10 protein-coding genes are annotated in these 14086 nt (G+C 55.2%); 8 read left to right on the forward strand and 2 right to left on the reverse strand.

Translation table 11 applies throughout. The annotated features are described in order from the left end of the window. Positions 1 to 60 precede the first annotated feature (60 nt). Positions 61 to 1371, reverse strand: coding sequence for a TldD/PmbA family protein (locus ACIQ39_RS08130; RefSeq protein ID WP_396434112.1), 1311 nt, complete (start codon positions 1369 to 1371; stop codon positions 61 to 63). Positions 1372 to 1909: 538 nt separating this feature from the next. On the opposite strand from ACIQ39_RS08130, the gene ACIQ39_RS08135 reads away from it, so the two are divergent. From ACIQ39_RS08135 to ACIQ39_RS08170, 8 genes are read left to right on the forward strand one after another with little or no spacing between them, the layout of a single operon-like run. Continuing rightward, positions 1910 to 2719, forward strand: coding sequence for a MotA/TolQ/ExbB proton channel family protein (locus ACIQ39_RS08135; protein ID WP_396434113.1), 810 nt, complete (start codon positions 1910 to 1912; stop codon positions 2717 to 2719). A gap of 60 nt (positions 2720 to 2779) precedes the next feature. Beyond that, a complete protein-coding gene (locus ACIQ39_RS08140) occupies positions 2780 to 3211 on the forward strand; it encodes an ExbD/TolR family protein (protein WP_396434114.1) in 432 nt (143 codons plus the stop codon). Between the two features lie 22 nt (positions 3212 to 3233). Continuing rightward, positions 3234 to 3662: an ExbD/TolR family protein gene (locus tag ACIQ39_RS08145; RefSeq protein WP_396434115.1), complete on the forward strand. Its 429-nt coding sequence runs from the start codon at positions 3234 to 3236 to the stop codon at positions 3660 to 3662. After that, positions 3659 to 4336, forward strand: coding sequence for an energy transducer TonB (locus ACIQ39_RS08150; RefSeq protein WP_396434116.1), 678 nt, complete (start codon positions 3659 to 3661; stop codon positions 4334 to 4336). Before ACIQ39_RS08145 ends, ACIQ39_RS08150 begins: the two co-directional genes overlap by 4 nt. A gap of 47 nt (positions 4337 to 4383) precedes the next feature. Beyond that, the gene (locus ACIQ39_RS08155) at positions 4384 to 6648 is read left to right on the forward strand and encodes an ABC transporter substrate-binding protein (RefSeq protein WP_396434140.1); all 2265 of its coding nucleotides are present in this window, start codon (positions 4384 to 4386) and stop codon (positions 6646 to 6648) included. Then, the gene (locus ACIQ39_RS08160; protein WP_396434117.1) at positions 6645 to 7622 is read left to right on the forward strand and encodes an ABC transporter permease; all 978 of its coding nucleotides are present in this window, start codon (positions 6645 to 6647) and stop codon (positions 7620 to 7622) included. Before ACIQ39_RS08155 ends, ACIQ39_RS08160 begins: the two co-directional genes overlap by 4 nt. Positions 7623 to 7638: 16 nt before the next feature. Beyond that, positions 7639 to 9105, forward strand: a complete 1467-nt coding sequence (locus tag ACIQ39_RS08165; protein WP_396434118.1) for an ABC transporter permease — start codon at positions 7639 to 7641, stop codon at positions 9103 to 9105. Positions 9106 to 9108: 3 nt separating this feature from the next. Then, positions 9109 to 10932 (forward strand): dipeptide ABC transporter ATP-binding protein, encoded by a 1824-nt coding sequence (locus ACIQ39_RS08170; protein WP_396434119.1) that lies wholly within the window; start codon positions 9109 to 9111, stop codon positions 10930 to 10932. Between the two features lie 315 nt (positions 10933 to 11247). Here ACIQ39_RS08170 and ACIQ39_RS08175 read toward each other — a convergent pair whose 3' ends face one another. After that, positions 11248 to 14061, reverse strand: coding sequence for a TonB-dependent receptor domain-containing protein (locus ACIQ39_RS08175; RefSeq protein ID WP_396434120.1), 2814 nt, complete (start codon positions 14059 to 14061; stop codon positions 11248 to 11250). Positions 14062 to 14086: the final 25 nt, after the last annotated feature.

Genomic DNA, 14086 nt, shown 5'->3' on the forward strand with positions numbered 1-14086 from the left:
TAACGTGCCACTACAAAGATTTTTAAGCTTCAGTCTGAAAACCCTCGCAAGTGCTTGAATTTATTGGCAGACTGGGCTGCGGAAGGAAGCGTTTCTGGAAAAAGGTGTCGAACTTCTGATGCCACGGTAGTTCGGATTTTTTATGAGCTGTGTGAGTTTTCCATTCTCAATCAGTTGAGCAAATTCACAACCAAATTGAAATTTATGACGGTAGTCGTCGATTGACCAAGATTTGTTTGTTTTCATCAAAATACCACGTTCAGTAGCAGCAATCATTTGCTCTAGGCTGCTGGTGCCGACCTCGAGATTGATATTGGCCATCCTATCAATCGGCGCTCGATTCCATGAGCTTGAACGTGAGTTGGCAACCCCTGGCAGCTTGAGTCGGGTCTGAGATTCAAGGCTTCCAAGTCCGCGCTGAAGAATACCGTCTTGAATTAAAAATTCACGATTTGCCAATAGACCAGACTCGTCAACAGCATAAGAGGCAACCTCCCCTGGAATAGTGGGGTCGAAGCTGACATTCATCAAGCCTGAACCATACTGCAGTACACCAAAGTCCTCAGGTTTTACAAAACTCCAGCCAGCATAATTTCTTTCATCACCAAGAATTCGATCGTACTCCAGTGGATGACCAATCGATTCGTGAATCTGCAAATTCATTTGATCGGGCGCAATCAGCAGGTCCAACTTCTCATTTGGACAATTTTGAGCAGTTAATAACTTGATGGCGTCTTCACCAATTTCAACTGAGCGACGTATTATATTTTCAGGCTTAAGACTTCCAATACCCCCTTGAAATAATTCCCCATAGGTTCGAATTTGGGATTCCGCACCATCTTGTGCGGTGGCCTCAAAATGACGCTCAAGGCTTGAGAAATTTTGCTGAATGTCGGCCCCGTTGCTAGAGACCATGTGGATGTCTGTCTCCACCATCGTGGCCGTGGCCAAGCGGCTCACAATTTTGTCATTGACCTTCATGGCCAGACTTGCGCTGAGCAGGGTGTCTGTCATCGCCTGTAGGTTGGCGTCCATCTCCGCTGCGCGAGGGCTGATGAAGCGTGCACGGGTTGGCGGTCTTTGTTGGTCAGAGAAGTTAAAAATTTTGTGCGCTGAAGCTTTTTTGGCCATCTCGCGCGCAAACATGGTGGCACGCTGAATGCCTTCATCACTGGTGTCATTTGTCGCGGCATGGCCAAAGTGCCCATTGACCAAAACCTCAACCATCAGGCCACGGTCAAAACTGCTGGTATTTCGTTCAGGCTTTTCATTGCGAACAGTTCTAACGCTTGTTGTTTCATTGACAAGACGCAGCCCTACCCAATCAGAACCAGAATGTATTTTTTTTAACAGGCGATGTATGTCCTGCATAGACGGACTCCTTTCGTTTGACGGCATCAACCCTCTGATGTGCGTACATCGCGAGTGTAGAGGCTTTGTTTGACACCAAGGTCAAGTTAGAACTTTTGAGTTTGTTTTCATCACCGACTGGGTCACGGCAGCGCCAGTCAACGCACCTGTGGCTATAGAACAGGTCGGGTTTGATTTAAAGTGAGTCGCACACTCGCTGCGATGGTGGTGTGAAATCAGGATTTCGATAATGCACTTTGATTGAAGCCACGACATTTTGACTCGAAAAAAATAAGATGAAAAACAAATCGCTTGTTGTTTTCGGCCCAATTAAATTTTTAAAATCAAGTACTCCAAGGATACACTTGTTTAAAATACGCCACGCATGTGATGTTAAAAATGCTAAAAATAATAATTTTATTATTTAAAGTGATTTTTGATAATTTATCATTTCAATTTTCTCGTCAATGAACTGCCTGAACAAGCGGGCCAGGTCATGACGAAATTTCTGCTTTATTCATCGAAAGGGTTCGCGGTGCCGTTCAACAAAGTTCATCGTATGTTTTTGGCCTTTTTGTGCTTTTTTACATTCAGCATTTCCCCAAGCCTTGTGTTGGCGCAAGGGCAAGCTGCTGAACCACCACCGGTGGCAGCCGCGCCGATTGCGCTGGGTGGGGCTGGTGCCGCACAGAGTGCAAAGGTCGAAATACCAGAAAATCCTTACGGCCTTGCTGCGCTGTGGAAAACCTCAGATGCCGTGGCCAAATTCGTCTTGCTTTTGCTGGTGGTGATGAGTGTGAGTTGTTGGTATGTCACCGTCGTCAAACTGCTGGAGCAAAACAAGATGACGCGCCAAGCGAAAGCGGCAAAGGAAAATTTCTGGTCGGCCGGCACGGTCGATCAAGGCAGCGCAGCGCTTGAAGTGAGCAGCCCTTACCGCTTCATCGCCGAAGGGGCCACCAGTGCACTCCAAAAACACAACGGCTTGATGGGCCATATTCCACTCAATGAGTGGGTCTCCATGAGCATTCAACGCGCGGTTGACCGGGTCCAGAGCAACACCCAAAACGGCTTGGTGGTGCTGGCCACGGTTGGCTCCATCTCGCCTTTTGTTGGTCTGTTTGGAACGGTCTGGGGCATCTACCATGCATTGACCGCGATCGGCATATCTGGCCAAGCCTCCATTGACAAAGTGGCAGGGCCCGTGGGTGAAGCCCTGATCATGACGGCCATTGGCTTGGCGGTGGCTGTGCCCGCGGTGCTGGCCTACAACTGGTTGGTGCGCCGAAACAAGGGCGTGATGGACGATATTCGGGCGTTCAGCCAGGATCTGCACTCGGTGGTGCTCGGTTCTGTGGCCAAGGGTTAAACCACACTCGCGATGCGGGGCGCATCAGCGCGCTGGCTAAGACTTATTTGGAAGCGGAATATGTCCATCAACATCACAACGGATGACGGCGACGAAGACGCGGTCATGTCGACCATCAACACCACACCACTGGTCGACGTGATGCTGGTTTTGCTGATTATTTTCTTGATCACCATCCCGGTGGTGACCACCTCGATTCAGGTGACACTGCCCAAAGAACGCATTGAGGTGCGCGAAAGCAAGCCCGAAAACGTCATCATTTCGGTCAACCAAGCCGGGCATATTTTTTACTACGAAGCGCGTATAGACAGTGTCGATGGGCTGGTTGAAAAGCTCAAAAAAGTCGCTACTGCCAATCCTCAACCCGAAGTCCACGTGCGCGGTGATATGGGCGCACAGTACGAAGGGGTTGGCAAAGTCTTGCTGGCTTGCCAGCGCGCGGGCATTACCAAAATTGCCTTCATCACCGAGCCACCGGCTTTGGACAGTTGAGTCGGCACGAAAGGTATCAAGCATGAGCATGAATGTTGGCCGCACCAGCGGCTCAGACGAACCGCAAGTGATGATGGACATCAACACCACACCGCTGATCGATGTGTTGTTGGTGCTGTTGGTGATGTTGATCATCACCATCCCGATTCAACTGCACTCGGTGACTTTGGAACTGCCCGTGGGCACCCCCCCCAGCAATGCCATCAAACCTGAAAAAATCCAGATCGACATTGACGAAAAAAGCGCCGTCTTCTGGCAGGGCCTGCCAGTCGATGCAAGCGAGCTCGATCAAAACATGCGTGCGCTGGCACAACTCAACCCACAACCGGAAGTCCATATCCGGCCGCACAAGTTGTCGCAATACGCAGAATTTGCCAGGGTCTTGTCCAGCAGCCGCCGCATTGGTCTGACCAAAATTGCCGTGATTGGCTCGGAGCAGTTTGTCAAATGAGCGCACACGTCCAGCAAGCTTATGGCCAGCAAGACCCGTCCAGACGCATCAAGGGCCTTGTGGTCGTGGTGGTGGTCCATGCGCTGATTGCTTATGCACTGTTCTCTGCTATGGCGCGTGGCGGACTGGAGCTGATAAAAAAGCCGCTCCAAGCCGTGGTCATTCAAGAGGTGATCATCCCCCCGCCGCCGCCGCCGCCGCCACCACCACCACCCAAGCGCGTTGAGGTGATCAAAGAGATACCCAAGGTCGAAGCACCACCACCGCCATTTGTTCCGCCCCCTGATGTGGCCCCTGCCGTTGTGAGCACCGCGCCAAGCATTGTGGCCAGTGACACAGCACCACTGGTGGCCCCGGTGATTGCACCACCCCCCCCTCCTGCCCCTCAGGTTGTTGCACCCGTGATGCCCTCAGGCCCCAAGAGCACCAGCATCGGCTTGGCCTGTCCCAGCCAAGTGGCCCCAGTGATGCCGCGCAAGGCCTTGCAAGACGGCACCCAAGGCGTGGTCAAGGCACAAGCCCGCGTCAGTGATGGGGCAGTTAAAGAGGTGACGATTCTTTCGGGCCCCAGAGTGTTTCATGCGGCGGTGCGCGAGGCCATGCTGCAGTACAAGTGTTCGCAAGACTCGGTTGAAATGATTGCGGTTCAAGAATTCAACTTCAAGATTGAATGAATTGAATGAACGCCGCAACCAACCGCACTGAACGACTTGCACAAGCCATGCGCACAGCGTCGCTGACGGTTCGCTGGCCTGTCTCGGTGTCGGCCATGGCCGTTTTACTTGCCAGCTTGCTGAGCGGCTGCGGCGAGGTCTTGAACAACCCGCACCCACCAGGCTCCGAGGCCAGCAACACCTTGTATGTGCCGTTTACAAAGCACTCACCTAAAACCTTGGATCCCACCAGTTCTTACAGCAACGATGAGACGCCTTACACCTACCAGGTCTACGAGCCGCCCTATGGTTACCACTACCTCAAGCGCCCTTATGAGTTGATTGGACGCTCTGCGCAGGCTGTGTCGCAAGGTCAGTACCTGGACAGGTCTGGGCAAACCTTACCCGACGATGCACCTGGCGATCAGATTGCACAAACGGTTTTTGAAATAAAAATCAAGCCAGGAATACAGTTCGCTCCACACCCGGCCTTTGCAAAAAATGCGCAAGGCGCTTACCTCTACCATGCACTCACGCCAGCGGATCTGGAAGGCAAATACCAAATCCCAGACTTTCCAAAAACGGGCTCACGTGAACTCCTTGCCGAGGACTTTGTGTACGGCATACGTCGCCTGGCGAGCCCACGTATCAAGTCGCCCTCTTTTTCGACCATGGCCAGCTATATAGTGGGTCTGAAGTCCTATGCAGAAAAAATCGCGCAGTTTGACAAACAGCTGCGAGAAGGCATGGCCCCTGGCAACCGCGACCTGCCCTTTCTGGACTTTCGAGAGCACGGGTTTGAGGGTGCGACGGCTGTTGACAAATACACCCTGAAAATACGGCTGAAAGGCAAATACCCGCAATTCAAGTACTGGCTGGCCATGACTTTTTTTGCCCCCATGCCCTGGGAAGCCGAAAAGTTCTACGCCCAGCCTGGCATGGCGCAAAGAAACCTCTCGCTCAACTACTGGCCCGTGGGAACCGGGCCTTACATGTTGACCGAGTTCTCCGAAAACCGACGCCACGTGCTGCAGCGCAACCCCCTTTTTCGCGGCGAGACTTACCCCTGTGAAGGCGAGCCACAAGACCAAGCCTTGGGCTACCTCAAGGACTGCGGCAAGACCATGCCGTTTATCGACAAAGTGGTGTTCGACATAGAAAAAGAAGACGTGCCGCTGCAAGCGAAGTTCATACAAGGTTTTTATGACTCACCGGCGATCGAGCGCTTGGATGTGGGCACAGGCTACATTGTGCAGATGGCTGACGACAAGGCCAAGGAAAAGGAATTCAAAGACAAAGGCGTTCAGCTACCGACCACAGTTGAAGCCAACAATTTTTACCTTGGCTTCAATTGGCTGGACCCGGTGGTGGGTCAAGGCAAAACCCCCGAAGAGGCCGAAGCCAAGCGCAAACTTCGCCAGGCATTGTCCATTGCCATCGATTGGGAAGAGCATGTCGCCATTTTTGAACGGGGTCAGGGCGTGGCGGCCCACGGCCCGGTGCCGCCTTCGCTGTTTGGTTACCGTGCCGACGGCCCGGCTGCATTCAACCCGGTGGTTTACAACCGAGGCGCAGATGGTCAAGTGCTGAGAAGGCCGATACAAGAGGCCCAGCGGCTGCTGGCAGAGGCGGGCTACCCAGGCGGTCGGCACGCTCAAACTGGGCAGCCTCTGGTGCTCAACTTTGACTACAGCAGTTCGGCAGCGGGCTCCAAGTCCATGCTGGACTGGTACACCAAACAATTTGCCAAGATCGGCGTACAGCTGGAAATACGCGCCACGGATTACAACCGTTTTCAAGAAAAGATGAACAAGGGCACGGTGCAACTTTTCACCTGGGGTTGGCTGGCAGATTACCCCGACGCGGAAAACTTTTTGTTCATGCTGTACAGCGGCAACGCCAAGGCCATGACCCAGGGCAATGGCGAAAACGCAGCCAATTACAGCAGCCCCGCTTTTGACCGGCTGTTTGAGCGCATGAAATTCCTGGAGGATGGCCCTGAAAAGCAGCACCTGATCGATCAGATGATAGAGATCACCCAACAAGATGCGGTCTGGAGTTTTGGTTATTTTTCAAAGTCCGCCGCCGCCTACCACCAGTGGATTGGCAACGGCAAGGCCACCCAACTCATTCGCAACAACATTGCTCACCTGAACTTGGACGTTGCGCTGCGCGCGCAGAAAATCAGCGAATGGAACAAACCCGTGTGGTGGCCTCTTCCCTTGCTGCTGGGCCTGTTCTTGTTGCTTTTATTGCCTGCAGGCTTGGCTTGGCGAAGGCGCGAGCAGCAAACCGCCGCCAGAACGCTGGCACCCCAGGACGCGCGCGCATGATCAATTACATCATTCGCCGAATTGGCTACGGCATCTTGATTCTCATTGGGGTCAACCTGCTGACCTTTGTGCTGTTTTTCGGGCTCAACACCACCGACGACATGGCGCGCATGAACATCGGGGGCAAGCGGGTCACGCAAGACGCCATTGACAAGTGGAAGACCGAGCGCGGCTACGACAAGCCCTTGCTGTGGAACGCCAGCGAGCCAGGCCACGCCAAGCTGACCAAGACGATTTTCTTTGAACGATCGGTGCCGCTTTTTGTTTTTGAATTTGGCGCCTCAGACACTGGGCGCGACATTTCTTATGAACTCAAGCGCAGGGTCTGGCCATCGTTGGCCTTGGCCGTACCCACTTTTATATTGGGAATTTTGGTGGTTTTGCTGCTGTCCTTGGTGCTGGTTTTTTTCAAAAGCACCTATCTCGAATTTTGGGGTGTGGCGGCTTTGGTTTTCTTGATGTCGATCTCGGGCCTTTTCTACATCATCGTGGGCCAGTTTTTCTTCAGCAAACTGCTCAAGTTGGTGCCTATTTCGGGCTTTGCCGGGGGCGGGGCGCTACTCGTGTTTCTGGCCTTGCCCGTGATGATGGGCATTTTGTCGCGCCTCGGTGGTGAGGGCCTTTTTTACCGCACCATGTTTCTTGAAGAAATTGGCAAAGACTATGTGCGAACGGCCCGCTCCAAAGGCTTGTCTGAGACCGTGGTTCTGTTCAAGCATGTGCTGCGCAACGCACTCTTGCCGATTTTGACCAGCACTGTTTCGGTGTTGCCGCTGCTGTTTTTAGGGGCCCTGATCATGGAGTCCTTTTTTGGCATTCCGGGGCTGGGCAGCTACACCATTGATGCCATCAATGCGCAAGATTTTGCGGTGGTGCGCTCCATGGTGTTCTTGGGTGCTGCGCTGTACATCGTGGGCTTGATTTTGACCGACATTTCCTACACTTGGGCCGACCCCCGGGTTCGCTTGGGCTGACGCATCAGGAACCACGATGCCAAAATTTGTATTTCTAATGACCGACTTGGCGCTTTTTGGCTTGTTGCTGGGCATTGCAGCGTATGTCTGGCATGTACGCAAGGTGCCCAGCTTGCGCCAGTCTTGGCGGCATGTGTTGCATGACGCTTCGGCCATGTCGGCCGGCGTGGTCTTGCTGTTGTTTGTGTTGATTGCCGTGCTCGACTCGGTGCATTTTCGCCCTCTGTTACCGGCTTCGCCAGGGGCCACCGCAACCAGTGAGCCGGTTTATTCGACGCGCACCTTGTCGCTGCTGGATGTGCTGTTAAGCGGTCCGCGCGAGGCGATTGAAAAAACTTACTCCAAGCCGCTGGCCACGCACCAGTTTTCCAAAGAGTCGCTGGTGGTGAACGGAGTACTGGTGCGCGATTTTCCACGCCTGCTGCATGGCGGCCAGCACCTGCAAGACCCGCACACCCAATGGGCTGCCGATGTGTTGAGCAAGTCGCTGCAAGGGCTGCTGATGGGCACGCTTTTTTCCCTGGCCATGTGGTTGCTGGTCGCCAAGCTCAGGCGCGCGGGCACGCTGGCGAGCAGTTTGGGTGCCCTGTGGCGAGGCCAGACCGAGCTGCCTTGGCGCTCTGTTTTATGGACACTCACCGCGCTGGCCTGGCTGGCTGGCTGGCTGGCGGCATTGTGGCCCCACTACCATGTGCTGGGCACCGACCAGACGGGCAACGATGTGCTGTACCAGGCCATCAAGTCCATACGCACGGCGGTGGTGATTGGCTCTTTGGCCACGCTGGCCACCTTGCCTTTTGCGGTGGTTTTGGGCATTTTGGCGGGATATTACAAGGGGCGTACAGACGACGCCATTCAGTACCTCTACACCGTGCTCTCGTCCATACCCTCGGTGCTGCTGATTTCAGCCTTTGCGCTGATGATTCAGGTGTTCATCGACAAAAATCCCACGCTGTTTGAAACCGGGCTGGAGCGCGCCGATGTGCGCCTGTTTTTGTTGGCCGTGATTTTGGGTGTCACGGGCTGGGCCCAATTGGCGAGGCTGCTGCGCGCCGAAACCCTCAAGCTCGCTGAGCTGGACTATGTGCAGGCGGCGCGGGCCTTTGGCGTGTCCGACAGGCAAATCATGCGCCGCCACATCTTGCCCAACCTGACCCATATTGTGGTGATTGTGGCGGTGCTGGATTTTTCAGGCCTGGTCTTGTATGAAGCGGTACTGTCTTACGTGGGCGTGGGCGTGGACCCCAGCACCCACAGCTTTGGCTCCATGATCAATGGTGCGCGCAATGAAATGTCACGCGACCCCGTGGTTTGGTGGAACTTGCTGACGGCATTTGCCTTCATGGTCACGCTGGTCTTGTCCATGACGCTGTTTTCCAGCGCAGTGCGCGAAGCCTTTGACCCCCGCGCCAAGACGTTCAGGGTCCAACGCGCCAAACCGACATCGGGCGTGTTGAACAACGCCACAGAGGCGCAAAGGTAAAGCATGCTTGACATCCACCACCTCAGCACCGAGCTGGACACCGACATCGGCCTGATTCGCGCGGTGGACGCGCTGTCCATCAGCTTGCAGCGCGGTGAAACTTTTGCCCTGGTGGGCGAGTCCGGTTGTGGCAAATCCATGACGGCACTGTCCCTGTTGCGCCTGCTGCCCGACAGTGCCCGCGTTGCCAGTGGTCAGGTCAAGATGGACGGGCAAAACCTGCTGGCACTGCCCGAGTCGCGCATGCGAGACTTTAGAGGTCGGCGCGTGAGCATCATTTTTCAAGAGCCCTCCACCAGTTTGAACCCCGTCATGTCCGTCGGCCGTCAAATTGCGGAGGTGATTGAACGCCACACCCCCATGCGCGGCCAAGCGGTGCATGAAAAAACCGTGGAATGGCTGCAAAGGGTGGGCATACCAGACGCCGAGCGGCGGGTCAACGACTACCCCTATCAAATGTCCGGGGGGCAAAAACAACGCGTGATGATCGCCATTGCACTGGCCGCCGAACCCGATGTGGTGATTGCCGACGAACCCACCACGGCGCTGGATGTGAGCATTCAGGCGCAGATTTTGGACTTGCTCCAATCCCTTCAGCAAAGCCAGAAAATGGCCATGCTCTTGATCACGCACGACCTGGCCATCGTGTCGCAAATGGCGCACCGCGTGGCCCTGATGTACGCGGGCCAGGTGGTTGAAGTGGCCAACGCGGCCGATTTTTTTGCCCAGCCGCGCCACCCCTATTCCGTCAACCTGTTTGCCGCGCTGCCAGACGCCAGCAAACGCGGCCAGCGCCTGGCCTCGATTGCCGGCTCGGTGCCGCTGCTCAATCAGCACTTTCGTGGCTGCCGCTTTGTGGAGCGCTGCGCCGATGCCACGGCCCAATGCCAGCAAGAGCAACCTGAATTGCTGCCGGTGTCTGACCGTCACCACGTGCGCTGCTTTTTGTACCAAACGGGCCGCTCTGCAGCGCCTGTCACGCTGCAACAAGCTCAGCTCAGCTCACCCGAGGTCGAGCCCCATGCTGAGCAGCCCTTGCTGGAGTTGGTGGACTACCGCGTTTGGTTTCCGATTCGCCAAGGCCTTTTGCAACGCACGGTTGGCCACGTCAAGGCGGTCGATGGCGTGTCGTTTTCACTCTCACCAGGCCGAACACTGGCACTGGTGGGCGAGTCGGGCAGCGGAAAAACAACGCTGGGCAAAGCACTGCTGCAACTGCTGCGCCAACAGGCGCAAGTCAGCGGTTCGGCCATGTTGGCTGGGCAGGCGCTGGGCGCTTTGCATGGCGAAGCTCTGCGCGCCGTGCGCAAAAACATGCAAATCGTTTTTCAAGACCCTTTTGCCTCCTTGAACCCGCGCATGCGGGTGTCAGAGCTGCTCGAAGAAGGGGTGACCAGCCTGCGCCCAGAGTTGAGCGCCAGCGTACGCACACACAAGGTGAGCGAGCTGCTGGACAAAGTCGGATTGCCGCGCAGCGCCATGGCGCGGTATCCGCACGAGTTTTCAGGCGGCCAGCGCCAACGCCTGGCCATTGCCCGTGCGCTGGCCGTCGAGCCGACGCTGATTGTTGCCGACGAGCCCACCTCGGCACTGGACGTGTCGGTACAAGCGCAAATTCTCAACCTCCTCAAAGATCTGCAACAAGAGTTCAAGCTCGCCTACCTGTTCATCACCCACAATTTTGGCGTGGTGGAGTACTTGGCGCACGACATTGCAGTCATGAAAAATGGGCGCTTGCTTGAATTGGGCCCTGCAGCGCAGGTTTTGGATCAGCCCGCGCACGACTACACCCGCCGTCTTTTGCAGGCCGTGCCAAGGCTAAAGTAAGGCTTGCGCAAGGGCCTCTTTCGAGCGCAGGCCTGAAAACAACGCCCTTTAAACACCGCGCTTTCAATACGGCAACGGCGACTGGCCTTCACTTTGGCAAGGCGCAAAGTCCAAAGAGAAAACTCAAGGCTGAACGACAACACCCAGCACGGCGTCATACCTGGACAATGCCGTGCAAATCCCAAGCATCATGTGCAAGTGCCAAGTGCCATAAAGCATGAAACACAAAAGCCTGACCCACATCACGCAGGCCAGGCTTTCAGGGCAGACTCAGCTTAAAAAATACAAAGCGCCGCTGTTCTTCAGCCGCAAAGCTCAGAACTTGTAGGAGGCATTCACATAAAGGGTGCGGCCACGGGGGTCATAGTACCGGTCGTCATAGCCGTACTGCTGTCCACGGCCCAAACCACCGCCAGATACGGCAAAGGGTGGCTTGGTGTCCATCAGGTTCAGCAGGCCGGCGGTGAGAGACCATTTTTTACCCACAGGGTTCCAGGCGGTTTGCCAATCGAGTGTGTAGTAACTTTTCACCTTGATGCGAATGCTTTCCATGCCCGTCATGTTCCCTGCGCTGTCAAGCACTTCAACATCGGTCTCTTTGTCCATGTAACCGGACTGGAAATTGATGCCCAATGTGTTGACCCAATCGCCGGACTTCAAAGACGTGCTCAGGCGGCCTTTGTTTCTGAAAGTGACTGTGCCCAACTCGGCAAAATTACCTATGGCCGAGTAATAAGGGCCATTAATTTCCAGTTGCCTTTTTTCCTTGAGCATGTGTGTCAGGGTCAGTTGCGAGGCCAACAGTCCAAAGGCGGTTTTGGTTCTGGCCGAAAAATCCAAGTCAATACCCATGGATTGACGCTTGCCAAGGTTTTTGTTGTCCGCTAAAAAAGCCAGGTAATTGACACCGGTGCCAACATCGCGCTGACTGCTCCAGGACGAGGCGTATTTACCAGGGTTGGCAAAAACCAAGTCCTCGGTCAACTGTCCGATTTCATTTTTGAGATTGACCGCCCACAGGTCGGCGCCCAAAGAAAACGCGTTGTTGGGCTCAAGTCTGAAGCCCAGGGTGGCTTGCTCGGATTTTTCAGGTTTTAAATTTCGGTTGCCGCCAGCGAGCACGTCATACTGCGAATTTCCAGATTGACAAACAGCACCTTGGGCCGCTGCAACCGCTTGCAGCTCTGGCGTACAGGTGTAATTGTCACTGGTGACACCATAGGATCGCACGGAAGCGCTGACTTGCGGAACGGTGGGGGCGCGAAAGCCTGTACCCAAGGAGCCGCGAATCAAAAAGTTGGAAGCCGGTTGCCAGCGGAAGTTGGTCTTGGCCGTGGTCGCGTTGCCAAAATCCGAATAGTTGTCCAGCCTGAGGGCTGCGCCCATTTCCAGGCTTTTTGTCACTGGCATGATCAGCTCGCCAAAAATACCTTTGGAGTTGCGACTGGCCGAGTACGGTGGACTGGCAGCGGCATCGCCAAAGCGTTGGTCACAGGGGCTGGCAGCTGTTCCATCACACAGGGTGCCAGCCACCGGGTCGGCCAGTTTGCCTTGCAGGAACAAACTGGGTTTGGCCTCGAAACGCTCACGGCTGAGGTTGACGCCTGCGCCCAACATGACCGCGCCGCCCGGGAGTTGGCCAATTTCTCTGGAGCCATTGAGGTTGAGAGAGTCCAGCTGAGACACGCCGCCATCGGCATAACCGTTGTAAGCGGCAGCGGCTATGGCGGCCTTGCCAGCAGGTGTTTGCTGACCTGGTCCTACAAACGGGTCTAACAGCCCGCTGCTGAGCAGTCGGTCCACTGCCAAAGCCCCGGGGTAGCCCGATATATTGCCTTTGACATTGCTGGATGAGTGGCTGAAACTGGCGTTGTAGTCCCAGTTAAAAAGCGAACCCCGTGAACCCAATGCCAAACTCAAAAAGTCAGACGTGTCTTTGTTGGTGCGCTTGCCCAGGTCATACAGGCGGTAAAAAGCCGTGCTGTCACCGGTGATGCCCAGGGGCTTGAGGTATTTGTCATGCAAAGCGGAACCGGCAGGAATACTGATACTGCCTGGCACCGGCGCGATCCGCGACACCTGGGTGGTGCGGGAGAGCAAGACATCGGAAAACAATTCCTGATCTCCCACTTTTTTGGTCACCGAGCCCATGAAGCTGTCGCGGCTGCGTTCAGGGTAGATTTCCAATTCGCCCACATAGTTGAAACCGCAATAGTCGTCCACCAAACCAGAGCCGTCGTTGTATGGCGTGGTGACACGAAAGGTCTTTGGCGGGCAAACCCCATTGGCTTTTAAAGAGGGGCTGATGAGTTGCCCTTTGTCATCGGTGGCGTTGGCGGGTATGGGGCTGGCAGAAAACTCCTGTGTTCGGTACTTTTTACCGTTGTAACCGAAGTCGATTTTGCCGGTCTTGGCAAAAGAGCGGTCTACGGAAAACAGTTGCGTTCGTTGGTCGTGACCAAACGACAGCATGACGCTGTAGCCATCTTCTTCCAGGCTGCCAAAGCCTTTGGTGGCACTCAGGCGTTTTTCTTGCGCGCCGCTGGCAGGGTTCGAAAAGCCGATGCTGATGTCACCCGCTGTGGTGTTGCGTTTGGTGATGAAGTTGACCACGCCGCCAATGGCATCCGCGCCGTAGAGTGCGGAAGCGCCGTCCGTCAACAATTCCACGCGTTCAATGGCAGAAATGGGAATGGCGTTCAAATCAAAAGCCGCGTAAGCGCCTGTCAAGGTTTGCCCACCGAACTGAGCCAAACGGCGACCGTTCAGCAACACAAGGGTCCTCTCCTCGCCAATGTTGTGAATGGAAATACCAGAAAAACCAAAGCTATTGGAACCTACTGAACCCGACTCACTCGAAGCGCCTTGCGCCGAGGTCAGGCGCTTGACCAGGTCGACCGTGGAGGTGGCGCCGGTGGCTTTGATTTCTTCAGCCCTGAGCACGGTGACAGGCAGCGCACCTTCAGCGGCAATGCGTTTGATGCTGGAGCCGGTGATTTCGACGCGATTGAGCTCAGCGTCTTGTGCCAACACAGCTTGCGCAGCCAGCACCGACGCAGTGGCGCTGCAGGCAAGAAAAACAGACCGGGCGACGGTGCTGCGGGGGAAGTTTGAAATGCCTATGGTCATGGCGAGTCTCCTGGTTTTTGAATTA

Source organism: Limnohabitans sp. (assembly GCF_044361645.1).
In the GTDB taxonomy this organism is placed as follows: domain Bacteria; phylum Pseudomonadota; class Gammaproteobacteria; order Burkholderiales; family Burkholderiaceae_C; genus Limnohabitans_A.